Raw genomic sequence first — 26,903 nt, 5'->3', positions numbered from 1 at the left:
GGGACGGGGTGGGGGGAGGGTGTGGGGGTGGTGGTGTTGGAGCGGTTGTCGGTGGCGCGGGAGCGTGGTCATCGGGTGTTGGCGGTGGTGCGGGGTTCTGCGGTGAATCAGGATGGTGGGTCGAATGGTTTGACGGCGCCGTCGGGTCCGTCGCAGGAGCGGGTGATTGGTGCGGCGTTGGCGAGTGGGGGGTTGGGGCCGTCTGGGGTGGATGTGGTGGAGGGTCATGGGACGGGGACTCGGTTGGGTGATCCGATTGAGGTGGGGGCGTTGTTGGGGGTGTATGGGCGTGGTCGTGTGGGTGGGTCGTTGTTGTTGGGTTCGTTGAAGTCGAATATTGGTCATGCGCAGGCTGCTGCGGGTGTGGCGGGTGTGATCAAGATGGTGATGGCGTTGCGGGCGGGGGTGGTGCCGGGGTCGTTGCATGTGGATGTGCCGACGCCGTTGGTGGATTGGTCGTCGGGTGGGGTGGAGGTGGTGACGGAGACTCGGGATTGGCCGGTGGTGGATCGTGTGCGTCGTGCGGGGGTGTCGGCGTTCGGTATTTCGGGGACGAATGCGCATCTGATTTTGGAGCAGGCTCCGGAGTTTGATGAGGCCATGGCCGCTGGGTCCACCGATGCCGATGCCGATGCCGAGGGTGGTGCTGGTGGGTCCATGTCGGTGGTTCCGGTGGTGGTGTCGGGGCGGTCGGTGGGGGCGTTGCGGGCGCAGGCGGCCCGGTTGCGTGAGGTGTGCGCGGGACTGGCTGACGGTGGTTCCGGTCTGGTGGATGTGGGTTGGTCGTTGGTGTCGTCGCGGTCGGTGTTCGAGCATCGTGCGGTCGTGTTCGGCGGTGGTGTGGGGGAGGTTGTCGCTGGTTTGGATGAGGTGGCGTCGGGTTCGGTGGTGGCGGGTTCGGTGGTGGAGCGGCCGGGTTCGGGTTCGGTGGTGGTGGGTTCGGTGGGTTCGGGTGTGGCGGTTGGTGGTGGTCGGGTGGTGTTTGTGTTTCCGGGTCAGGGGTGGCAGTGGGTGGGTATGGGTGCGGTGTTGTTGGACGAGTCGGAGGTGTTTGCCGGTTCGATGGTGGAGTGTGGGCGGGCGTTGGCGGGGTTTGTGGATTGGGATTTGTTGGAGGTGGTGCGTGGCGGTGCGGGTGGGGGGTTGTGGGGTCGGGTTGATGTGGTGCAGCCGGTGTCGTGGGCGGTGATGGTGTCGTTGGCGCGGTTGTGGGTGTCGGTGGGTGTGGTGCCGGATGCGGTGGTGGGGCATTCGCAGGGTGAGGTGGCGGCTGCGGTGGTGGCGGGTGTGTTGAGCGTGGTTGATGGTGCGCGGGTGGTGGCGTTGCGGTCGCGGGTGATTGGTGGGGTGTTGGTCGGTGGTGGGGCGATGGTGTCGGTGGCGCTTGCGGTGGCTGCTGTCGAGGGCCGGTTGGTGGGGTGGCACGGCCGGTTGGGTGTGGCGGCGGTGAATGGTCCGTCGTTGACGGTGGTGTCGGGGGACGTGGAGGCGGCGGAGGGGTTCATAGCCGACTGTGAGCGTGATGGTGTGTGGGTGCGGCGGGTGGCGGTGGATTATGCGTCGCATTCGGCGCATGTGGAGGCGGTGGAGGGGGAGCTGTCGCGGCTTCTGGATGGTTTGTCCCCGCAGCAGGGCAGTGTGCCGTTTTATTCCTCTCTGGTGGGTGGTCTGGTCGACGGTCATGCTCTGGATGGTGGGTATTGGTATCGGAATCTGCGGGAGCGGGTGTTGTTCGCGGATGCTGTGGGGCGGTTGGTGGCGGACGGGTTCTCGGGGTTTGTGGAGTGTTCGGGGCATCCGGTTCTGGCGGGTGGGGTGTTGGAGTCGGCGGCGGTGGTGGATGCGGGTGTGCGGCCGGTGGTGGTGGGGTCGCTGCGGCGTGACGATGGCGGGTGGGGTCGGTTCCTCACGTCGGTGGGTGAGGCGTTCGTGGGTGGCATGGACGTGGACTGGGGTGGGGTGTTCGCGGGCACGAACGCGCGGTTGGTGGACCTGCCGACGTATCCGTTCCAACGACGCCACTATTGGGCACCTACTCCGACCGGCTCCGCCACCACGACGGTCGTGGGTGCCGACCCGGTGGGGGAGTTGCGGTATCGGATCGTGTGGAAGCCGCTGCCGACGGGCGACCCCCGACCCCTCACCCACCGCTGGCTCCTGGTCGCCGACCCGGAGACCGCCGGCTCGGAACTCGCCGCAGACATCAAGGCAGCGCTCGTACGTAGGGGTGCCGAGGTCGAGCTGCTGGCCGTCGACCCACTCGCGGACCGGGCCCGGATAGTCGAACTACTCGCTACCACGACGGACGGGTCGGTGCCGCTGTCCGGTGCCGTGTCCCTCCTCGGGCTCATGCAGGACGCACATCCTGAACACCCCTCCATCGGCATGGGTCTGGTCGCGTCGCTGGCGCTGGTGCAGGCCATCGGTGACGTCGGGATCGAGGCCCCCCTGTGGAGCGTGACTCGCCAGGCGGCGGCGGTGACGCCCCAGGAGATGCCGGAGGTGTTCGGCGCTCAGGTGTGGGCGTTCGGGCGGGTGGCGGCCCTGGAACTGCCGGACCGCTGGGGCGGCCTGGTCGACGTTCCGTCCGTACCGGACGTCCGGATGCTGGACCAGCTCGCCACCACTCTGGCCGCGGCGGACGGCGAGGATCAGATCGCGATCCGCGGTTCAGGGGTCTATGGACGTCGGGTGACGCGAGCGGCGGGCACTGTGCGCCGGACATGGCGCCCCCGCGGGAACATCCTGGTGACCGGAGGTACGGGAAGTCTGGGTGGCCGGGTGGCCCGGTGGCTCGCTCGGAACGGTGCCCAGCACCTCGTTCTGACCAGTCGGCGGGGTGTCCATGCCCCCGGCGCGGCGGAACTTGAAGCTGATCTTCGTGCGCTCGGTGCCACGGTGACCATCGTCGCCTGCGACGTTGCGAAGCGGGCTGCACTGTCCGACGTCCTGGCGGCGCATCCGCCGACTGCGGTCTTCCACACCGCCGGAGTGCTGCACGACGGGGTGATCGACACTCTCACCTCCGAACACATCGACGAGGTCTTCCGCCCGAAGACCGCCGCCGCGCTGCTACTCGACGAACTCACCCAGCACCAGGATCTGGAGGCTTTCGTCCTCTTCTCGTCGGTTACCGGAGTCTGGGGCAACGGCGGTCAAGCGGCGTACGCGGCGGCGAACGCGTCGCTGGACGCCCTGGCGGAGCGGCGTCGTGCTGCGGGTCTTCCCGCCACCTCCATTGCCTGGGGACTGTGGGGTGGCGGTGGCATGGCCGAGGGGATCGGCGAGCAGAACCTGAACCGTCGCGGCATCGCGGCCATGGACCCGGAACACGGCATCGCCGCTCTGCAGCAGGCCCTCGACCGTGATGACGTGTCAGTCACCGTGGCCGACGTCGAATGGGCGGACTTCGCGCCGCGCCTCGCCGAACTGCGGTCGGCACGGCTCTTCGACGGTGTGCCCGAAGCCAGGAGTGCGCTCGATGCACGGCGGGCGGACGCCGAATCGTCAACGGAGGGCCTCGCACAGCGGTTGGCGGGGATGTCCGACGCGGATCGGCAGCGAGTCCTTCTCCAGACGGTACGGGCAGAGGCAGCGGCAGTTCTGAGACACGAGACGGTGGATGCCGTCGCGCCCAACCGGGCCTTCAAAGATGCCGGCTTCGACTCGCTCACGGCACTCGAACTGCGTAACCGCTTGAACAGTACGACCGGCCTGAACCTGCCCTCGACGGTGGTCTTCGACCACTCCACCCCGTCCACGTTGGCGAAGTTCGTGGGGGGCGTGCTCGTCGGCGCTCCTGCCGAGGAAGTCCTGGTGGCTGCCGCGACCGTGCCCACCGACGAACCTGTCGCCATCGTGGGCATGGCCTGCCGCTACCCCGGCGGGGCCGACACTCCGGAGAAGCTCTGGGATCTCCTGCTGGACGGGGCTGACGTCATCGGCCCAGCCCCCGACGACCGGGGCTGGGACGTGGACTCCTTCTTCGATCCGGTGCCGGGCGCCGTGGGGAAGTCGTATGTGCGGGAGGGGGGGTTTGTGTATGAGGCGGGGATGTTCGATGCGGAGTTCTTTGGTATTTCGCCGCGTGAGGCGGTGGCGATGGATCCGCAGCAGCGGTTGTTTCTGGAGACGTCGTGGGAGGCGTTGGAACGCGCGGGGATCGATCCGGCGGGCCTGCGGGGCAGCCGGACCGGCGTGTATGCCGGCCTGACACACCAGGAGTATGCCGCCCGACTACACGAGGCTCCGCAGGAGTTCGAAGGCTATCTGCTCACCGGCAAGTCGGTGAGCGTCGCATCGGGTCGTGTGTCGTATGTGTTGGGGTTGGAGGGTCCGTCGATTTCGGTGGATACGGCGTGTTCGTCGTCGTTGGTGGCGTTGCATTTGGCGTGTCAGGGGTTGCGGTTGGGTGAGTGTGATGTGGCGTTGGCGGGTGGGGTGACGGTGATTGCGGCGCCGGGGTTGTTTGTGGAGTTTTCTCGGCAGGGTGGGTTGTCGGGTGATGGGCGGTGTCGGGCGTTTGCGGGTGGTGCGGATGGGACGGGGTGGGGGGAGGGTGTGGGGGTGGTGGTGTTGGAGCGGTTGTCGGTGGCGCGGGAGCGTGGTCATCGGGTGTTGGCGGTGGTGCGGGGTTCTGCGGTGAATCAGGATGGTGGGTCGAATGGTTTGACGGCGCCGTCGGGTCCGTCGCAGGAGCGGGTGATTGGTGCGGCGTTGGCGAGTGGGGGGTTGGGGCCGTCTGGGGTGGATGTGGTGGAGGGTCATGGGACGGGGACTCGGTTGGGTGATCCGATTGAGGTGGGGGCGTTGTTGGGGGTGTATGGGCGTGGTCGTGTGGGTGGGTCGTTGTTGTTGGGTTCGTTGAAGTCGAATATTGGTCATGCGCAGGCTGCTGCGGGTGTGGCGGGTGTGATCAAGATGGTGATGGCGTTGCGGGCGGGGGTGGTGCCGGGGTCGTTGCATGTGGATGTGCCGACGCCGTTGGTGGATTGGTCGTCGGGTGGGGTGGAGGTGGTGACGGAGACTCGGGATTGGCCGGTGGTGGATCGTGTGCGTCGTGCGGGGGTGTCGGCGTTCGGGATTTCGGGGACGAATGCGCATCTGATTTTGGAGCAGGCTCCGGAGTTTGATGAGGCCATGGCCGCTGGGTCCACCGATGCCGATGCCGATGCCGCTGGTGGTGGCGAAGGTGGTGCTGGTGGGGCCATGTCGGTGGTGCCGGTGGTGGTGTCGGGGCGGTCGGTGGGGGCGTTGCGGGCGCAGGCGGCGCGGTTGCGGGAGTTGTGTGCGGGTCTTACCAGCGACGATGCCGGCTCTGGTGCGGGCGCTGGTGCGGGGTCTGGTGCGGGGTTGGTGGATGTGGGTTGGTCGTTGGTGTCGTCGCGGTCGGTGTTTGAGCATCGTGCGGTGGTGTTGGGTCGGGATGTCGCGGAGGTTGTGGCGGGCTTGGATGTGGTGGCGTCTGGTGTGGCGGTGCCGGTTTCCGGGACGTCGGGTTCGGGTTCGGTTCAGGGGTCGGGTGTGGGGTCTTCGGTGGTGGGTTCGGGTTCGGGTTCGGGTTCGGGTTCGGGTGGTGGTGGGGTGGTGTTTGTGTTTCCGGGGCAGGGGTGGCAGTGGGTGGGGATGGGTGCGGTGTTGTGGGGGGAGTCGGAGGTGTTTGCGGCGTCGATGGTGGAGTGTGGGCGGGCGTTGGCGGGGTTTGTGGATTGGGATTTGCGTGAGGTGGTGTGTGGTGTGGGGGGTGAGGGGTTGTGGGGTCGGGTTGATGTGGTGCAGCCGGTGTCGTGGGCGGTGATGGTGTCTTTGGGGCGGTTGTGGATGTCGTTGGGTGTGGTGCCGGATGCGGTGGTGGGGCATTCGCAGGGTGAGGTGGCGGCTGCGGTGGTGGGGGGTGTGTTGTCGGTGGTTGATGGTGCGCGGGTGGTGGTGGTGCGGTCGCGGGTGGTTGGTGAGGTGCTTGCTGGTCGGGGTGCGATGGTGTCGGTGGGGTTGTCGGTGGGTGTTGTGGAGGGTCGGTTGGTGGGGTGGGGTGGGCGGTTGGGTGTGGCGGCGGTGAATGGTCCGTCGTCGGTGGTGGTGTCGGGGGATGTGGAGGGTGTGGAGGGGTTTGTTGGTGAGTGTGAGCGGGATGGGGTGTGGGTGCGGCGGGTGGCGGTGGATTATGCGTCGCATTCGGTGCATGTGGAGGCGGTGGAGGCGCGGTTGGGGGTGTTGCTTGAGGGGTTGTGTCCTGTTTCGGGGGTGGTGCCGTTTTATTCGTCGGTGTCGGGTGGGTTGGTGGATGGGGCGGGTTTGGATGGTGGGTATTGGTATCGGAATTTGCGGGAGCGGGTGTTGTTTTCTGACACGGTGAGCCGGTTGGTGGGTGATGGGTTCTCCAGGTTTGTCGAGTGCTCTGCTCATCCGGTGTTGGTGGGTGGGGTATTGGATTCGGTGGCTGCGGTGGACCCGGCGTTGCGGCCGGTGGTGGTGGGGTCGTTGCGGCGGGGTGAGGGTGGTTGGGATCGGTTCTTGCGGTCGGTGGGTGAGGGGTTCGTCGGTGGGGTGGGGGTGGATTGGGCGAGTGTGTTTGCGGGTTCGGGTGCGCGGGTGGTGGATCTGCCGACGTATCCGTTCCAACGACGCCACTACTGGGCCCAGACCTCTCCCGCCGGCGTCGGGACGGCCGCAGCTGCTCGGTTCGGCATGAAATGGGAGGACCATCCCCTGCTCGGCGGTGCGCTGTCGGTCGGTGGGTCCGGGAGCCTGCTTCTGGCCGGGCAGTTGTCGCTCGCCTCGCATGCCTGGCTGACCGACCATGCCGTGTCCGGCACCGTGTTGCTACCCGGTACGGCCTTCGTGGAACTGGCCCTGCACGCCGCCTCTGTGGCGGGCTGCACTGAGGTGGAGGAACTGCGGCTGGAGACTCCCCTGGTGGTGCCGTCCAAGGGCGGGGTACGGCTCCAGGTGCTCGTGGACGAGCTCGACGACGGATCCGAACGGCGTTCGGTGCGGGTGTTCTCCCGGGACGACTCGGTGACTGCGGAGTCCGCCTGGACACGGCACGCGGTGGGCGTCCTGGCCTCGCGGTCGCGGCCCGAACCGGCTGTGCTCTGGCACACCGACGCCTGGCCACCTCCGGGCACCGCGCCGGTCGACGTTGCCGACCTGTACGAGCGGTTCGCGACGCTGGGCTACGAGTACGGGGAGGCGTTCGTCGGGCTGCAGGGGCTCTGGCGGGGCGACGGCGAGGTGTTCGCCGAGGTACGACTGCCCGACCGGGTCGGCGCGGAGGCCATCCGCTTCGGACTGCATCCCGCACTGCTCGACGCCGCCCTGCAAGGGTGGTTGGCGGGCGACCTCGTCGACGTGCCCGAGGGCCGTGTGTTGCTGCCCTTCGCCTGGCAGGGCATCGTGCTCCACGCCACCGGCGCCGACACGCTGCGGGTGCGCATCGGCCGGTCCGGTGATTCGGCAGTCTCCCTGCATGCGGTGGACCCGGCCGGTGCTCCGGTCCTCTCGTTGGACGCCCTGGTGCTGCGTCCGCTCGACCGGGAACGCCTCGGGCTGCCGGCCGGGTCCGGAGCCGGAGCGCTGTACCGGGTCGGCTGGCGCCGGGGGACCGCCGTTGCCGGGTCAGCCGACCAGCGGTGGGCGGTGGTGGGGCCGGACGACGCTGAGGCGAACGGTGCGGCCGGACTGCACCGGTGGCCGGTCGCCACCGTCGACGTGCACTCCGATGTGGACTCGCTGCGGATGGCCCTGGACGCGGGCGAGGACCTGCCCGCCGTCGTCCTCGCCGACTTCCGGAGCACCGCCGGCCGGAGCACCGCCGGCCGCAGCACCGCCGGCCGCAGCACCGCCGGCCGCAGTGCCGGCGGCGCGGTGGGCGACGGCGTGGTAGCCGGCGGCGCGGTGGGCGAGGCCCGGGCCGGGGCCGTCCGGGGGGAGACCTGGGCCGGACTGGATCTGCTGCAACGCTGGCTGGCCGACGAGCGGTTCGTCGCGGCGAGGCTCGTGGTGGTCACCGAACGGGCCGTTGCCGTCGGGCCGGACGAGGACGTGCCAGACCTCGTCCACGCCGGGCTGTGGGGCCTGCTGCGGTCGGCTCAGTCCGAGCACCCGGACCGCTTCGTGCTGGTGGACGTCGACGGGGACGACAGGTCGATCGCGGCGCTGCCGTCGGCTCTCGCCATGGACGCGCCCCAACTGGCGGTGCGGGCCGGCGAGATCCTGCTGCCCGAGATCGAGCTGGTGAGACCGGGACCCGAGCCAGGGCCGGAGCAGGCCGGGCCGGAGCAGGCCGGGCCGGAGCAGGCCGGGCCCGAGCCGGTGCGCGCCGGAACCGGGCCGGGTGCCGTCCTGGACCCCGACGGCACGGTGCTGCTCACCGGTGCGACCGGCACGCTCGGTGGGCTGCTCGCCCGGCACCTGGTGACCACCCGTGGCGTACGCCGGTTGCTGCTGGTCAGCCGTAGCGGTCCGGGAGCCTCCGGTGCCGACCGGTTGACCGAGGAGCTGACCGGGCTCGGCGCCGACGTGACGCTGGTCGCCTGCGACACCACGGATCGCGCCGCGTTGGCCGACGTGCTGGGTGGCGTCCCCGCCGAGCATCCGCTGACCGCAGTGGTGCACGTGGCCGGCGTACTCGACGACGGGGCGGTGCAGGCGTTCACCCCCGAGCGGGTCGACGCGGTGCTACGGCCGAAGGTGGACGCGGCACTGCACCTGCACGAGCTGACCGCAGGGCTGCCGCTTACCGCGTTCGTGCTGTTCTCCGGGGCAGCGGGGATCCTGGGTCGGCCCGGCCAGGCCAACTACGCGGCGGCGAACACCTTCCTCGACGCCCTGGCGCAGCACCGGCGGGCCCGGGGCCTGCCCGGCGTCTCCCTCGCCTGGGGCCTGTGGGGGCTGGCCAGCGACATGACGGGCCATCTGGGCGAGCAGGACCTGCGGCGCATGCGGCGCTCCGGTATCGCCCCGATGACCGCCGGGGAAGGCCTTGCACTGTTCGACCTGGCTCTCGCCCGGGCCCGGGACGAGCCGGTGCTCGTACCGGCACGCCTGGACCTGGCGACGCTGCGCCGGGAGCGGGCCGCCAACGGACCGGACGCCGTTCCGGTCCTGCTGCGGGGCCTGGTGCCGGCGGCCCCGCTCCGCCGCGCGGCCTCGTCGAGCGTTGCCGGCCGGGTGCCCGCGCCCGCCGCCGCCGCGCCACAGCAGGCGGACGAGCTGCGCGGGCAACTGGCCGGGAAGGAAGCCCAGGCGCGGGTACGGCACCTGCTGGATCTGGTACGCACCCAGGTCGCCGGGGTGCTCGCCCTGCCGGAGGGGGCGGCGGTCGTGGACCCGGACAGGCCGTTCCGCGAGTTCGGATTCGACTCGTTGACCGCAGTCGAACTGCGTAACCGGCTGGGCTCGGCGACCGGCCTGCGGTTGGCGCCGAGCCTGGTGTTCGACCAGCCGACCCCGTTGGCCGTGGCCGAGCACCTCGACGACCACCTCGCCGCCGAGGGGGTGGTCGACGAGGGCGCGGCGGCGCTGAACGGGCTCGACGCCCTGGCCTCGGCGCTCGGCGGAATGAGGACGGACGACGTCCGCCGGGACATCGTCCGCCGGCGGCTGGAGGAGATGCTCGCCCTGGTCGGCGGTCCACGGTCCGGGTCGGCGGGCGGCGGGCTGGTGGATGCCACGGTCGCCGAGCGACTGGATTCGGCATCCGACGACGAACTCTTCGCCCTGATCGAGGAGCAGCTGTGAGCCCCGACCGCGGAGAGGACCGGCAGGTGACCGCGAACGAGGACCGGATCCGTGAGTACCTCAAGCGGGTCACCGCCGAGCTGGCCGGGACGCGGCGACGCCTGCGTGAGCTGGAGGACAGCGCGCGTGAGCCCATCGCCATCGTGGGCATGAGCTGCCGGTTGCCGGGTGGGGTGAGCACGCCCGAGGACCTGTGGCGGCTGGTCGAGGCGGGTACCGACGCGATCTCGGGCTTCCCCGACGACCGGGGTTGGGACGTCGGGAAGCTCTACGACCCGGATCCGGACTCGACGGGCACGAGCTACGTGCGCGAGGGTGGTTTCCTCTACGACTGCGCCGAGTTCGATCCGGAGTTCTTCGCCGTCTCGCCACGTGAAGCGCTGGCGATGGACCCGCAGCAGCGGTTACTGCTGGAAACCGCCTGGGAGACCTTCGAGCGGGCGGGGATCGCCCCCGACTCGGCCCGGGGTACCCGCACCGGGGTCTACGTCGGGGTGATGTACGACGACTACGGCAGCCGGCTGTCCGAGGTTCCCAAGGACCTGGAGGGCTACCTGGTCAACGGCAGCGCGGGCAGCGTCGCGTCGGGTCGGATCGCGTACACCCTGGGGTTGCAGGGGCCGGCGGTGACCGTCGACACGGCCTGCTCGTCGTCGCTCGTCGCGTTGCACCTGGCCGTGCAGGCGCTGCGGTCGGGCGAGTGCGAGCTGGCCCTGACGGGCGGGGTGACGGTGCTCGCCACGCCGACGATGTTCGTCGACTTCGCCCGGCAGCGTGGTCTCGCGCTGGACGGCCGCTGCAAGGCGTTCGCGGACGCCGCCGACGGGACCGGGTTCGGCGAGGGCGTGGGGATGCTGCTGTTGGAGCGGCTCTCGGACGCGGTCCGCAACCGTCGCCGGGTGCTGGCCGTCGTGCGGGGCTGTGCGGTCAACCAGGACGGGGCGAGCAACGGCCTGACCGCCCCGAACGGTACGGCCCAGCAACTGGTCATCCGCCAGGCGTTGACCAATGCGGGGCTGGCCGCCGACGAGGTGGACGCGGTGGAGGCGCACGGCACCGGCACCCGGCTGGGTGATCCGATCGAGGCGCAGGCGCTGCTGGCGACGTACGGCCAGGGCCGGCCGGCGGACCGGCCGCTCCTGCTGGGATCCCTGAAGTCCAACATCGGTCACACCCAGGCCGCCGCGGGGGTCGCCGGGGTGATCAAGACGGTGCTGGCGTTGCGGCACGCCCGGCTGCCCCGGACCCTGCACGTCGACCGCCCCTCGACCCGGGTGGACTGGTCGTCGGGTGCGGTGCGGCTGCTGACCGAAGGCCAGCCCTGGCCCGACCACGGCGACCGGCCGCGCCGGGCGGCGGTCTCCTCGTTCGGTGCCAGCGGCACCAACGCACACGTCATCCTGGAGAGCGTCCCCGAGGCGACGGCCGGAGCAGCGGACCTCGCGGCCACGCCGGCACCCGCCGGTCACGAACCCGCCCCGGACGCGGCGACGACGGAGCCCGCCGGCCCCGGACCGGTCGGGACGGCCGGCGACGACCCGGTCTGGGTCCTGTCCGGACGGACCGAGGCGGCCCTGCACGCGCAGGCCCGGCTGCTACACACCCACCTGACGTCCCGGCCGCGGCCCGAGCCCGCCGACAGCGTGGCCCGTGCCCTGGTGCGGTCCCGTGCCGCGTTCGCGTACCGGGCCGCCGTGCTCGGCCGGGACGACACCGCGCGGCTCGACGGCCTCCAGGCGCTCGCGCAGGGCCACAGCGCTCCGGGGCTCGTCACCGGGCGGGCCGTGCCGGATCGGCGCGTGGCCTTCCTCTTCACCGGTCAGGGCAGTCAGCGACCGGGCGCGGGCCGGGAGCTGTACGCCAGGCATCCCGCCTTCGCGCAGTCCCTGGACGGCGTCCTCGCGGAACTCGACAGGCACCTGGGCCGGCCGCTGCGCGACGTCATGTTCGCCGAGCCGGGCACCGGGGCGGCAGCGCTGCTGGACGACACCGGGTACACCCAGCCGGCCCTGTTCGCACTGGAGGTGGCCCTGTTCGGGCTGGTCACCAGCTGGGGGCTGCGCCCGGACGCCCTGCTGGGCCACTCGGTCGGGGAGATCACCGCAGCGCACGTCGCGGGCGTACTCACCCTGCCGGACGCCGCCCGGCTGGTGACGACGCGCGGTCGACTCATGGCGGGCCTGCCGGCCGGGGGCGCGATGGCCGCGCTCCAGGCTGCCGAGTCCGAGGTCGGCCCGCTGCTGGCGGGGCGGGAGGGCGAGCTGTCGATCGCGGCGGTCAACGGGCCGCAGGCCACCGTGATCGCGGGCGACGAGGCGGCGGTCGACGAGCAGGTCGCGCTCTGGCGTGGCCGGGGCCGCCGGGCCAGGCGCCTGCGGGTCGGCCACGCCTTCCACTCCGCCCGGATGGACGGGATGCTCGCCGAGTTCGAGGAGACGATAGGTGACCTCCGCCCCGGCGAGCCGACGATCCCGGTGGTCGCCAACGTCACCGGGGCGATCGCGTCCGGCACCGACCTCCGTACGCCCGGCTACTGGGTCCGGCACGCCCGCGAGGCGGTGCGCTTCCTCGACGGCATGCGCCGGCTGCGTGCCGAGGGCATCGACACGTTCGTGGAACTCGGCCCGGACGGCGTGCTCACGGCGATGGCGCGGGACTGCCTGACGGATTCCGCCGACCTCGCCGACTCTGCGGACCCCGCCGACCCCACGGACGCCCCCGGTCCCGCCGGGGCTGCGGGACCCGACCGCCTCCTGCTGTTCCTGCCCACCCTGCGGCGGGACCGCGACGAGGCCACGGCCGTGCAGGAGGCCCTGGCCTCCGTCCACGTCCACGGGCTTCGGGTCGACCCGGTCGCGTCGCTCGGGGACGGCCCGACCGCCACCGACCTGCCCACCTACCCGTTCCAGCGGTCCCGCTACTGGCTCGACCCGCGCCCCGGGGCACCCGACCTGACCGCCGTCGGCCTCGATGTCGCCGGGCATCCGCTGCTCGCCGTCGCAGTGGACCTGCCCGACGGCAACGGCACGGTCTGGAGCGGCCAGCTCTCCGGGCGGACGCATCCGTGGCTCGCCGACCACAGCGTGTGGGGGCGCACGGTGGTGCCGGGGACGGCGCTCCTGGAGATCATGCACCGGGTGGGCGTCGAGGCGGGCTGCGCCCGGGTGGCGGAACTGACCTTCGAGGCACCGATGGTGGTGGCCGACGACGGCGGCGTCCGGGTGCGGGTCGTCGTCGAGGGGCCGGACGGTGACGGGGCCCGCCAGGTGCGGATCCACTCCGCGCCGGTGGGGATCGAGCCTCCCCTGTGGACCCGGCACGCCGCAGGCCGGGTCGACAGCGCCGTGACAGGGCCGGTCGACGGTGCCGCCGTGCCGCAGCCCGCCGTCGGCCGGTCCGGGTGGGACGTCGGCCCCGGCAGCACCTGGCCACCCGAGGGGGCGGTGCCCGTAAGCGTCGAGAGCGAGTACGAGCGTTTCGCCGACAACGGCATCGGATACGGCCCCGCCTTCCGCGGGCTACGCGTCGCGTGGCGTCGCGGAGACGAGACGTTCGCCGAGGTCCGGCTCCCCGAGGAGTACGCCGCCGAGGCGGGCGAGTACGCCGTACACCCGGCACTGCTGGACGCGGCCCTGCACGCGATCGTCCTCGGTGACCAGTTCCCCGGCGGAGCACACGGGATGCTGCCGTTCGCCTGGACCGACGTACGGGTGTTCGCCTCCGGCGCCGGCCGGCTCCGGGTCCGCATCGCGCCCGCCGAGGCCGACTCGGTAAGCGTGCTCGTCACCGACGGCGACGGGTCGCCGGTCCTCGCCGCCGCCACCCTGGCGCTGCGCCGGGTCGCCGCCGACCGGATCGCCGCAGCCGTCACCGGCCAGGCGCCGCTGTACCGGTTGGAGTGGTCCGCCGTGAAGCCTGCCCCGGTGGTCACCGCCACGCGGTTCGCCGTCGTCGGCGCGGACAGCCCGCTGTGGTCCGGCCCACCGGGGGCCGGGATGTCCGTGCCGGTGTACCCGGATCTGGGTGCGCTCGCCGACGCGCTGCCCGCCGGTGGGGGACCGGGCCACGTCCTGGTCGACCTCCGCCGCCGTGCCGACGCCCCGTCGACGGGGGACGGGCCGGGGGACGTGGGCGCGCTGACCCGCCTGGCGCTGGCCACCGTCCAGGAGTGGCTCGCCGACGACCGGTTCACCGGCTCGCGGCTGGTCGTGCTCACCAGCGGGGCCGTGGACGCCGGGACGGCCGTCACCGATCCGGCGGCCGCCGGGGTGTGGGGCCTGCTGCGGGTCGCCCAGACCGAACATCCGGACCGGTTCACCCTCGTGGACACCGACGACCACCCGGATTCGCTCGGTGCCCTCCCCGGGGCGGTCGTCGCGGGCGAGCCGCAACTGGCCCTGCGGGCCGGCACGACCAACGTCGCTGGCCTGGTGCGGGCACCTGCCGTCAGCGGTGCCGCCCCACCGTGGACCGACGCCGGCACCGTCCTGGTCACCGGGGGTACGGGCATGCTCGGTGGTGCCGTGGCCCGGCACCTGGTCCGCCGGCACGGGGTCCGGCACCTGCTGCTGGTCGGCCGGCGCGGACCGGACGCGCCCGGAGCGGCGGCGCTGACCCGGGAACTGGAGGAGCAGGGAGCATCCGTACGCGTTGCCGCCTGCGACGCCGCCGACCGCGAGGCGGTGGCGCGTCTACTGGCCGAGGTCCCCGCCGCGTATCCGCTCACCGCCGTGGTGCACTCGGCCGGCCTGTCCGACGACGGTGTGCTGACCGCCCAGACCGGCGAGCGGATCGAGGCGGTGCTCCGCGCCAAGGCGGACGCGGCGGTCAACCTGCACGAACTCACCCGGGATCTCGACCTGACCGCCTTCGTGCTGTTCTCGTCGATCGCGGGCACGATCGGCAGCGCCGGGCAGGCCGGGTACGCCGCCGCGAACGCCTTCCTCGACGCCTTCGCGAGCTGGCGGCAGGGCCAGGGGCTGCCCGCCACCGCCCTGGCCTGGGGGCCGCTCGACGGTGGGATGGCCGGCGATCTCGGTACTGCGGATGTGGCACGACTGCGCCGGTCCGGGCTCGTGCCGCTCGGCGTGGACGACGCGCTCGTCCTCTTCGACGATGCCTGCTCCCGACCGGCGGCGGCGTACCACCCCGTCCGCCTCGACCCGGTGGTGCTGCGGTCCCGCGCCGCCGCGGTGCCCGCCGTCCTGCGCGGTCCGAACCGTGCGCGCACGGGGGACGGTGCGCCGGGGAAGCCTACCGTCGCCACCCTTGGCGCGCGGCTGACGGGCAGGTCGGCGGCCGAGCGTACGGCGATCCTGACCGACCTGGTCCGGGCCGAGGCCGCCGCCGTGCTCGGCCACGGTGAGACGGCGATGCTGAGCACGCAGCGGGCCTTCCGTGACGCCGGCTTCGACTCGCTCACCGCCGTGGACCTGCGCAACCGGCTCGGCGCGGCCACGGGCCTCAGCCTGCCGGCCGCCGTCGTATTCGACCACCCGACCCCGGCGGCCCTCGCCGCCCACCTGCTGACCGAACTGGACCGCCGGTCACCCACCGGGCACCAGCCCCCGACGGACGCCGCCGGCGTCCTGGCGATGCTCGACCACCTGCGGGACGGAATCGCGACGGTCGTCGAGGACGACGCCGACCGGACCCGGGCCGCCCACCTGCTGCGTGTCCTGCAAGCCGAGGTCGACCGGCCGGCCGCCGGTCCGCACCGGGACACCGACGGAGGTTCCGGCGCCGAGGTGACCGACCGTCTCCGGACCGCCTCCGACGAGGAACTGTTCGACCTGCTCGACAGCGATTTCCGACTGGCCTGACGCCGGTCGGACCACTGCCCACTCGAATCCACCGACGCCAGTAAGACACTCGGATCACAGGGGGAGCGCCGTGTCCGTCAGCAACGAAGACAAGCTTCGCGAGTACCTGCGTCGTGCCATGGCGGATCTCCACGAGTCCCGCGAACGGTTGCGGCAGTACGAGTCGGTTGCTGTTGTGGATGATCCGGTGGTGGTGGTGGGGATGGGGTGTCGTTTTCCGGGTGGTGTGGTGTCGGCGGAGGGTTTGTGGGATTTGGTGGTGGGGGGTGGGGATGCGGTGTCGGGGTTTCCGGTGGATCGGGGTTGGGATGTGGAGGGGTTGTTTGATCCGGTGCGGGGGGTGGTGGGGAAGTCGTATGTGCGGGAGGGGGGGTTTGTGTATGAGGCGGGGATGTTCGATGCGGAGTTCTTTGGTATTTCGCCGCGTGAGGCGGTGGCGATGGATCCGCAGCAGCGGTTGTTGTTGGAGGTGTCGTGGGAGGCGTTGGAACGCGCGGGGATTGATCCGGTGGGTTTGCGGGGCAGCCGGACGGGTGTGTATGTGGGGGTGATGGGTCAGGAGTATGGGCCGCGGTTGGTGGAGTCGGGGGGTGGGTTTGAGGGTTATTTGTTGACGGGGACGTCGCCGAGTGTGGTGTCGGGTCGTGTGTCGTATGTGTTGGGGTTGGAGGGTCCGTCGATTTCGGTGGATACGGCGTGTTCGTCGTCGTTGGTGGCGTTGCATTTGGCGTGTCAGGGGTTGCGGTTGGGTGAGTGTGATGTGGCGTTGGCGGGTGGGGTGACGGTGATTGCGGCGCCGGGGTTGTTTGTGGAGTTTTCTCGGCAGGGTGGGTTGTCGGGTGATGGGCGGTGTCGGGCGTTTGCGGGTGGTGCGGATGGGACGGGGTGGGGGGAGGGTGTGGGGGTGGTGGTGTTGGAGCGGTTGTCGGTGGCGCGGGAGCGTGGTCATCGGGTGTTGGCGGTGGTGCGGGGTTCTGCGGTGAATCAGGATGGTGGGTCGAATGGTTTGACGGCGCCGTCGGGTCCGTCGCAGGAGCGGGTGATTGGTGCGGCGTTGGCGAGTGGGGGGTTGGGGCCGTCTGGGGTGGATGTGGTGGAGGGTCATGGGACGGGGACTCGGTTGGGTGATCCGATTGAGGTGGGGGCGTTGTTGGGGGTGTATGGGCGTGGTCGTGTGGGTGGGTCGTTGTTGTTGGGTTCGTTGAAGTCGAATATTGGTCATGCGCAGGCTGCTGCGGGTGTGGCGGGTGTGATCAAGATGGTGATGGCGTTGCGGGCGGGGGTGGTGCCGGGGTCGTTGCATGTGGATGTGCCGACGCCGTTGGTGGATTGGTCGTCGGGTGGGGTGGAGGTGGTGACGGAGACTCGGGATTGGCCGGTGGTGGATCGTGTGCGTCGTGCGGGGGTGTCGGCGTTCGGTATTTCGGGGACGAATGCGCATCTGATTTTGGAGCAGGCTCCGGAGTTTGAGGAGCCGGCTATCGCCGATGCCGATGCCGATGCCGCTGGTGGTGGGGGTTTGTCGGTGGTTCCGGTGGTGGTGTCGGGGCGGTCGGTGGGGGCGTTGCGGGCGCAGGCGGCGCGGTTGCGGGAGTTGTGCGCGGGTCTCACCAGCGATGATGCCGGCCCTGATGCGGGCGCTGGTGCGGGGTCTGGTGCGGGGTTGGTGGATGTGGGTTGGTCGTTGGTGTCGTCGCGGTCGGTGTTTGAGCATCGTGCGGTGGTGTTGGGTCGGGATGTCGCGGAGGTTGTGGCGGGCTTGGATGTGGTGGCGTCTGGTGTGGCGGTGGCGGGTGTGGTTTCGGGGATATCGGGTGCGGGGTCGTCGGGTTCGGTTTCGGGTTCGGTTTCGGGTTTGGTTGAGGGTTCGGTGGTGGTGGGTTCGGTGGGTTCGGGTGTGGCGGTTGGTGGTGGTCGGGTGGTGTTTGTGTTTCCGGGTCAGGGGTGGCAGTGGGTGGGGATGGGTGCGGTGTTGTTGGACGAGTCGGAGGTGTTTGCCGGTTCGATGGTGGAGTGTGGGCGGGCGTTGGCGGGGTTTGTGGATTGGGATTTGTTGGAGGTGGTGCGTGGCGGTGCGGGTGGGGGGTTGTGGGGTCGGGTTGATGTGGTGCAGCCGGTGTCGTGGGCGGTGATGGTGTCGTTGGCGCGGTTGTGGGTGTCGGTGGGTGTGGTGCCGGATGCGGTGGTGGGGCATTCGCAGGGTGAGGTGGCGGCTGCGGTGGTGGCGGGTGTGTTGAGCGTGGTTGATGGTGCGCGGGTGGTGGCGTTGCGGTCGCGGGTGATTGGTGGGGTGTTGGTCGGTGGTGGGGCGATGGTGTCGGTGGCGCTTGCGGTGGCTGCTGTCGAGGGCCGGTTGGTGGGGTGGCACGGCCGGTTGGGTGTGGCGGCGGTGAATGGTCCGTCGTTGACGGTGGTGTCGGGGGACGTGGAGGCGGCGGAGGGGTTCATAGCCGACTGTGAGCGTGATGGTGTGTGGGTGCGGCGGGTGGCGGTGGATTATGCGTCGCATTCGGCGCATGTGGAGGCGGTGGAGGGGGAGCTGTCGCGGCTTCTGGATGGTTTGTCCCCGCAGCAGGGCAGTGTGCCGTTTTATTCCTCTCTGGTGGGTGGTCTGGTCGACGGTCATGCTCTGGATGGTGGGTATTGGTATCGGAATCTGCGGGAGCGGGTGTTGTTCGCGGATGCTGTGGGGCGGTTGGTGGCGGACGGGTTCTCGGGGTTTGTGGAGTGTTCGGGGCATCCGGTTCTGGCGGGTGGGGTGTTGGAGTCGGCGGCGGTGGTGGATGCGGGTGTGCGGCCGGTGGTGGTGGGGTCGCTGCGGCGTGACGATGGCGGGTGGGGTCGGTTCCTCACGTCGGTGGGTGAGGCGTTCGTGGGTGGCATGGACGTGGACTGGGGTGGGGTGTTCGCGGGCACGAACGCGCGGTTGGTGGACCTGCCGACGTATCCGTTCCAACGACGCCACTATTGGGCACCTACTCCGACCGGCTCCGCCACCACGACGGTCGTGGGTGCCGACCCGGTGGGGGAGTTGCGGTATCGGATCGTGTGGAAGCCGCTGCCGACGGGCGACCCCCGACCCCTCACCCACCGCTGGCTCCTGGTGGTGCCCGAGGCGCTGGCCGGTGGCGGGGTGGCGGAGGGCGTCCGGCGGGGGCTGGTCGCGCGTGGCGCGTCCGTCGAGCTGCTGACCGTCGCCGCCGCCGACCGGGCCAGCCTCGCCACGCTCCTGGCCCCGGCCCTCTCCGGGGACGACGCGGCGTCCGCCTCGGCCGGTGTGGTGTCGCTGCTGGCGTTCGCCGAGGGCGCGGACGCGCGCCACCCGGCCGTACCTCTCGGTCTGACCGCCTCGCTCGCCCTGATCCAGGCGGTGGCGGACGCGGGAACGCGGACCCGCCTCTGGACGGTCACCCGGGGCGCCGTCGCGGTGTCCTCCGGCGAGACGCCGGACGCCGGGCAGGCCCAGGTGTGGGGCCTCGGACGGGTCGCGGCCCTCGAACTGCCGGACCGGTGGGGCGGGCTGGTCGACCTGCCGGCGTCCCCCGGTGAGCGCGCCTTCGCGCAGCTCGCCGACGTGGTGGGCGGCTCGGGCGGCGAGGACCAGGTCGCCGTACGCGTCTCCGGCGTCCACGGACGACGCCTCGTGCGCTCCCGCGCCGCCGGCACGCCCGGCGACTGGCCGGCCCGGGGCACCGTCCTCGTCGTCGGGGACACCGGCCCGGCCGCCGCGCCCCTGGTCGGCCGCCTCCTCGACGACGGGGCGACACGCGTGGTGCTCGCCGGCCCGGCAGCCGCGTCCACCGCCGGGCTCACCGGCGACACCGACCGGGTGGCCCTGGTCGACTGCGACCCGAACGACAGGGACGTGCTCGCCGGGCTGCTCGGCGCGCACCGGCCCACCACGATCGTGGTGGCCCCGCCCGCCGTGGCGCTCACCCCCCTCGCCGAGACCACCCCGGAGGACTTCGTCGCCGCCGTCGCCGCGAAGACGACGACGGCGCTGCACCTCGACGCCCTCGCGGCGGAGGCGGAGCTGAAGCTCGACGCGTTCGTCGTCTTCTCCTCTGTCTCCGGAACCTGGGGCGGTGCGGGGCACGGCGGCTACGCGGCGGGCACCGCCCGGCTGGACGCGCTGGTCGAGGAGAGGCGGGCCCGTGGCCTGCCCGGCACGGCGATCGCGTGGACGCCGTGGGCCGCCCCGCCGGTGGACTCCGCCGGGCGTGAACTCGATGCCGGAGCCGCCGACTCCGACCGTGAACTGCTGCTCCGGGGTGGCCTCACGCCGTTGGAGCCGGGAACCGCGCTGGACGTGTTGCACGGGGCGGTGGCGCGCGGCGAGGGCCTGGTGGCCGTGGCCGACGTGGACTGGGCGCGGTTCGTCGCCTCGTACACGGCGGCCCGGCGGACCACCTTCTTCGACGAGCTGCCCGAGCTGCGGGCGGCCCGGGAGGTGGAGCGCACCCCGGTCGAGGACGCGTCGACCGGCTCCGAACTGGTCCGCGCGCTCATCGGCAGGCCCGCGACCGACCAGCACCGGACGCTGCTGCGGCTGGTCCGTACGCACGTCTCGGTCCTGCTGGGGCACGACGGGACCGAGGCGGCCGATCCGGACCGGGCGTTCCGGGAGCTCGGCTTCACCTCGGTGACCGCGGTCGACCTGCGCAACCGGCTGAACGCGGCCACCGGGCTGAACCTGCCGCCGTCCGTCGTATTCGACCATCCCAGCGCCCGGGCGCTGGCCGCGTTCCTGCGTGTCGAACTGCTCGGGCCGGAGGCCGGCGAGGACGCGGTGGATGCCGTCGCCCCGCCGTCCGCTCCGGCGGGGGCGGTCGACGACGGGCCGATCGCGGTGATCGGGATGGCCTGTCGGTTCCCGGGCGGGGTCGATGCCCCCGACGACCTGTGGGACCTGCTGGAGAAGGGCCGGGACGCCATCTCCCCGTTCCCCACGAACCGGGGCTGGGACGTCGACGGCCTGTACGACCCGGACCCGGAGGCGCCCGGCCGCACCTACGTCCGCGAGGGTGGCTTCCTGCACGACGCGCCGGACTTCGATGCCGCCTTCTTCGGGATCTCGCCCCGCGAGGCGCTGGCCATGGACCCGCAGCAGCGCCTGTTGCTGGAGACCGCGTGGGAGGCCCTGGAACGGGCCGGGGTGGACCCGACCGCGTTGCGTGGCACCCGGACCGGCGTGTTCGTGGGGACCAACGGCCAGCACTACCTACCGCTGCTGCGGGACGGCGCGGACGACTTCGACGGCTACCTCGGCACCGGTAACTCGGCAAGCGTCATGTCCGGCCGGCTGTCCTACGTCTTCGGCCTGGAGGGCCCGGCGGTGACCGTGGACACGGCCTGCTCCGCCTCCCTGGTGGCGTTGCACCTCGCGGTGCAGGCGCTGCGCCGGGGCGAGTGCACGTCGGCCCTGGTCGGCGGGGCAACGGTGATGTCGACGCCGGACATGCTCGTGGAGTTCTCCCGGCAGCGGGCGATGTCCCCGGACGGCCGGTCGAAGGCGTTCGCCGCCGCCGCCGACGGGGTGGCGCTCAGCGAGGGCGCCGCCATGATGGTGGTGCAGCGGCTCGTCGACGCGGAGGCCGCCGGGCACGAGATCCTGGCCGTGATCAAGGGGTCGGCAGTCAACCAGGACGGGGCCAGCAACGGCCTCACCGCCCCGAACGGGCCCTCCCAGGAGCGGGTCATCCGGCAGGCCCTGGCCGACGCCGCCCTCCGGCCGGACCAGGTGGACGCGGTCGAGGCGCACGGCACCGGCACCGCCCTCGGCGACCCCATAGAGGCACAGGCCCTGCTCGCCACGTACGGCCGGGAGCGGCCGGTGGACCGGCCACTGTGGCTCGGCTCGCTGAAGTCCAACATCGGTCACACCCAGGCCGCCGCCGGCATCGCCGGGGTGATGAAGGTGATCCTGGCGCTGCGGCACGACACCTTGCCGCGCACGCTGCACGTGGACCGGCCGACGCCCCGGGTGGACTGGGCCTCCGGCGCGGTGTCGTTGCTGACGGAGCCGGTGCCGTGGCCGCAGGGCGACGAACCACGCCGGGCGGCGGTCTCCTCGTTCGGCATCAGCGGCACCAACGCCCACGTGATCGTCGAGCAGGCACCGCCGGTGGTGCGGGAACCGCTCGATCACCAGGCGGACGAGGTCACCGTCCCGCTGTTCCTGTCGGCCCGGGGCAGCGCCGCGCTCTGCGCCCAGGCGGCACGGTTGCGGGCCCGGCTGATCGAGGAGCCCGACCTGGACATCGCCGAGGTCGGCTACACGCTGGCGGCCACCCGGGCACGCTTCGCGCATCGGGCCGTGGTGATCGGAGAGAGCCGCGCGGAGGTCAGCGACGCGCTCGCCGCGCTGGCCCGGGGCGAGGAGCACCCGGTGCTGCTGCGGGGGCGGGCCGGCGCGAGCGACCGGGTCGCGTTCGTCTTCCCCGGCCAGGGTTCGCAGTGGGCCGAGATGGCCGACGGGCTGCTCGACCGCTCACCAGCTTTCGGGGCGAGCGTGTCGGCGTGCGACGAGGCGCTGCGGGCGTACCTCGACTGGTCCGTGCTGGACGTGCTGCGCCGGGTGCCGGGCGCGCCCGCGCTGAGCCGGGTCGACGTGGTCCAACCGGTGCTGTTCACGATGATGGTGTCGCTGGCGGCGGCCTGGCGGGCGCTGGGCGTACACCCGTCGGCCGTGGTCGGCCACTCGCAGGGTGAGATCGCGGCGGCCCACGTCGCGGGCGGCCTGTCGCTGGACGACGCGGCGCGGATCGTCGCCCTGCGCAGCCAGGCGTGGCTGCGGCTGGCCGGGCAGGGGGGGATGGTGGCGGTGTCGCTCCCCGTCGACGTGCTCCGCACCCGCCTGGAGCGGTTCGGCGACCGGTTGTCCGTCGCGGCGGTCAACAGCCCCGGTACGGCTGCGGTGAGCGGCTACCCCGACGCGCTCGCCGAACTCGTCGACGAGCTGACCGCCGAGGGGGTGCACGCCAAGGCGATCCCGGGGGTGGACACGGCCGGGCACTCCGCGCAGGTGGACGTGCTGAAGGAACACCTGATGACGGCCCTCGCCCCGGTGTCGCCCCGCAGCTCGCAGATCCCCTTCTACTCGACCGTCACCGGCGGTCTGCTGGACACCGCGCGGATGGACGCCGCCTACTGGTACCGCAACATGCGCGACCCGGTGGAGTTCGAGCAGGCGACCCGGGCGATGCTCGCGGACGGGCACCAGGGGTTCCTGGAGCCCAGCCCGCACCCGATGCTGTCGGTGTCGTTGCAGGGCACCGCGGCCGACGCCGGGGTCACCGCGACGGTACTCGGGACACTGCGGCGCGGCCGGGGCGGCGCCCGCTGGTTCGGCATGGCGCTCGGGCTCGCCCACGCACACGGGATCGAGATCGACGCGGGTGTGCTCTTCGGGACCGACTCGCGCCGGGTCGACCTGCCGACGTACCCGTTCCAGCGCGAGCGCTTCTGGTACCACGCACCGGCCGCGCGGCAGGACGTGTCGTCCGCCGGTCTCAGCGGTGCCGACCATCCGCTGCTGGGCGGGGCGGTGGAGCTGCCCGACCAGGGCGGCCACGTGTACCCGGCCCGACTCGGCGTCCGGTACCACCCGTGGCTCGGCGAGCATGCCCTGCTGGGCACGGCGATCCTGCCCGGGGCCGCGTACGCCGAACTCGCCCTGTGGGCCGGGCGGCGTGACGGGGCCGACCGGATCGAGGAGTTGACCCTCGACGCGCCGCTGGTGGTGGCCGACGAGTCGACGGTGCAACTGCGGCTCGTGGTGGGCCCGGCGGACGTGGCGGGGCGGCGGCAGCTCACCATCCACTCGCGCGCCGACGGTGCGGAGGCCGACGCCGCGTGGACCCGGCACGCGCAGGGCACCCTCGTGCCGGCCGGCGCCGACACCGTCGGGAGCGGGGAACCGGGCGGGCACTGGCCGCCGGACGGGGCCGAACCGGTCGAGGTGGCGGGGCTGTACGACCGGTTCGCCGACCGCGGCTACCAGTACGGGCCGTCCTTCCGGGGGGTCCGGGCCGCCTGGCGGGCCGGCGGCACTGTGTACGCCGAGGTGGCCCTGCCCGTCCCCCAGTCCGGGACCCCGCGCTTCGGCGTCCACCCGGCGCTGCTCGACGCGGCGTTCCAGGCGATGGGCCTCGGCGCGTTCTTCCCCGAGGACGGGCAGGTCCGGATGCCGTTCGCCCTGCGGGGCGTGTCGTCGTCCGGGGTCGGTGCCGACCGGCTGCGGGTCACCATCAGCCCGGCCGGTGCCGAGGCGGTCCGGATCGTCTGCGCCGACGAACAGGGAAACCCCGTCGTGGTGATCGACTCCCTGGTGGTGCGTGCGGTTCCGGTGGAGGCGCTCGCGTCCGGCGTTCCCGGTGCCCGGGACGGCGCGCTGCACCACGTCGCCTGGACCGACCTGCCGGAACCGGGGCCCGCTGCGGTGCAGCGGTGGGCGGTCTTGGGCGCGGACGCTCCGGGGCTGGCCGGGGACCTGGAGCGGGCGGGTGGGCTCTGCGCGGCGTACCCCGATCTCGCCGGCCTGGTCGCAGCGGTGGCAGAGGGTGCGGCGGTGCCCGACGTGGTCGCGGTGCCGGTCGGGTCGGGCGCGCCGATCGGGCCCGATGCGGTACGCGCCACCGTGCTCGGCGCTCTGGACCTGACCCGGTCCTGGCTCGCGGTCGAGGGCCGCCTGGGGCTGGCCAGGCTGGCGTTCGTCACCACCTCGGCGGTGGCTGTCGGCGACGGCACCGAGGACGTGGACCCGGTGTCCGCCGCCCTGTGGGGGCTGGTGCGTTCCGCCCAGTCCGAGGAGCCGGGCCGGTTCGTCCTCGTCGACCTGGACGCCGACCCGGTCAGCGCCTGGGCCCTGCCCGCCGCGCTCGCCGCCGGGAAGCCGCAACTGGCCGTGCGCTCCGGGACGGTGCACGTGCCCCGGTTGGTCCGGCACCGATCCCGCCCGGACGGCCCGCTGACGCCCCCGGCCGGTGCCGCGTGGCGGCTCGCCGCCGGTGGGCAGGGCACCCTGGAGGGCCTGGCGCTGGTGCCTGCCCCGGACGCCGAGGCACCGCTGGCACCCGGGCAGGTCCGGGTCGCGGTACGCGCTGCCGGGGTGAACTTCCGGGACACCCTCATCGCGCTCGGCATGTACCCGGGTACGCCGCTGCTGGGCGCCGAGGGGGCCGGCGTGATCACCGAGGTCGCGTCGGACGTGGTAGGCCTCACCCCCGGTGACCGGGTGCTGGGCATGTGGACCGGCGGTCTGGGGCCGGTCGTGGTCGCCGACGCCCGGATGCTCGCCCGGATCCCGCGCGGCTGGTCGTACGCGCAGGCCGCGTCGGTGCCGGCCGTGTTCCTCACCGCCCACTACGCGCTCACCCGGCTCGCCGGGCTCCGCCCGGGGCAGTCGCTGCTGGTGCACGCGGGTGCCGGCGGCGTCGGCATGGCGACCCTCCAACTGGCCCGGCACCTGGGCGTGGAGGTCTACGCCACGGCCAGCCGGGGAAAGTGGGACGCCCTGCGTGGCCTCGGCCTGGACGACGCGCACATCGCCGACTCCCGCAGCCTCGACTTCGCCCGGCGGTTCCTGGACGCCACCGGGGGGCGCGGCGTCGACGTGGTGCTGAACTCCCTGGCCGGGGACTTCGTGGACGCGTCCCTGCGGCTGCTGCCGCGTGGCGGCCACTTCCTGGAACTGGGCAAGGCCGACGTCCGTGATCCCGACCGGATCGCCGCCGACCACCCGGGGGTCGGATACCGTGCGTTCGACCTCGTCGAGGCCGGTCCGGAGCTGGTCGGGCAGCTGCTCGGCGAGCTGATGGAGCTGTTCGCCACCGGGGTGCTCAACCCGTTGCCGCTGACCGTGCGGGACGTCCGGCGGGCCCGGGACGCGTTCCGCCTGATCAGCCGGGCCCGGCACGTAGGCAAGGTGGTGCTGACCATGCCGCCCGCGTTCGACGCGTACGGCACCGTCCTGGTCACCGGCGGCACCGGGACGCTCGGCGGCGCCGTCGCCCGGCACCTGGTCGCCCGGCACGGCGTACGGCACCTGGTGCTCGCCGGCCGCAGCGGCCCGACGGCGGACGGGGCGTCCGCGCTGGTCGACGAGTTGACCGCGGCCGGCGCGTCGGTGACCGTGGTCGCCTGTGACGCCGCCGACCGGGTGGCGCTGCGCCGACTGCTCGACGGCATTCCGACCGCGCATCCACTCACCGCCGTCGTGCACGCCGCCGGTGTCCTCGACGACGCCACCATCACCGCGCTGACCGCCGGGCAGGTGGACGCGGTGCTGCGGCCCAAGGCCGACGCGGTGGTCAACCTGCACGAGTTGACCCTGGACCGGGACCTCTCCGCGTTCGTGCTGTTCTCCTCGGCGGCGGCCCTGTTCGGCAGCCCGGGGCAGGGAAACTACTCGGCGGCCAACGGCTTCGTCGACGCGTTCGCCCAGCACCGCCGCGCGCAGGGGCGGCAGGCGGTGTCGCTGGCCTGGGGCCTGTGGGCCGACAGCAGCCGGATGGCCGGGCACCTCGACCAGGCGGGGATGCGCCGCCGGATGGCGCGTGGCGGCGTGCTGCCGCTCACCACCGACCAGGGCCTTGCCCTGTTCGACGCCGCGCAGTCGGTGGACGAGGCGCTCCAGGTGCCGATCCGGCTCGACGTCGGCGCGTTGCGGGCCGCCGGGAAGGTCCCCCCGCTCCTCACCGGCCTGGTGCCGGTGGCGGCATCGGGCGACACGGCCGCCACTGCCACCCCGGACGACGCGGACCGCACGCTCGCCGAACGGCTCGCCGGGCTGACCGTGGCCGAACAGCGGGAGCTGGTGCTGGAGACCGTGCGCGGGCACGCGGCGGTCGTCCTCGGACACGCCGACCCGCAGGCCGTCGACGCGGACCGGGCCTTCCGGGAACTCGGCTTCGACTCGCTGACGGCGGTGGAGCTGCGCAACCGGCTGGCCACCGCCTCGGGGCTGCGCCTTCCGGCGACGCTGGTCTTCGACCACCCCACCCCGGACGCGTTGGCGGAGCACCTGCTCGGCGGGCTCGCCCCCGGGCAGGCCCGTGCCGAGCTGCCGTTGCTGGCCGAGTTGGACCGGCTGGAGGCGGCCCTGGCCGACACCGACACGGCCGCCCTCGACGGGCTGGACGACCTGGTGCGCCGGGAGATCGGCGTCCGGATCGCCGCGCTGGCCACCCGCTGGGGTACGGCCCGCGACGACACGGTCGGCAGCGACGGCGGGTCGGCCGACGTACTGGAGTCCGCCGACGACGACGAGATCTTCGCGTTCATCGACGAGCGGTTCCGCACCTCCTGACCCGGGTGGGCGAGGGACGTGGTGGACGGAAC

Annotated in this window: 3 protein-coding genes; all 3 read left to right on the top strand. The window is 72.4% G+C overall.

The annotated features are described in order from the left end of the window. Positions 1-21 precede the first annotated feature (21 nt). The 3 genes from OHQ87_RS18345 (at position 22) to OHQ87_RS18335 (ending at position 26,871) form a co-directional block, all read left to right on the top strand. Entirely contained in the window at positions 22-9,741 is a 9,720-nt protein-coding gene (locus OHQ87_RS18345) for an SDR family NAD(P)-dependent oxidoreductase (protein WP_442930842.1), read from the top strand. Continuing rightward, on the top strand, positions 9,738-15,563 hold the full coding sequence (locus OHQ87_RS18340; protein WP_328339422.1) for a type I polyketide synthase: 5,826 nt from the start codon (positions 9,738-9,740) through the stop codon (positions 15,561-15,563). Before OHQ87_RS18345 ends, OHQ87_RS18340 begins: the two co-directional genes overlap by 4 nt. Before the next feature lie 70 nt (positions 15,564-15,633). Next, positions 15,634-26,871: an SDR family NAD(P)-dependent oxidoreductase gene (locus OHQ87_RS18335; RefSeq protein ID WP_442930517.1), complete on the top strand. Its 11,238-nt coding sequence runs from the start codon at positions 15,634-15,636 to the stop codon at positions 26,869-26,871. The last annotated feature ends 32 nt before the right edge of the window (positions 26,872-26,903 follow it).

Source organism: Micromonospora sp. NBC_00421 (genome assembly GCF_036017915.1).
Taxonomy (GTDB): domain Bacteria; phylum Actinomycetota; class Actinomycetes; order Mycobacteriales; family Micromonosporaceae; genus Micromonospora.
This window is presented reverse-complemented; position numbering and strand designations above follow the sequence as displayed.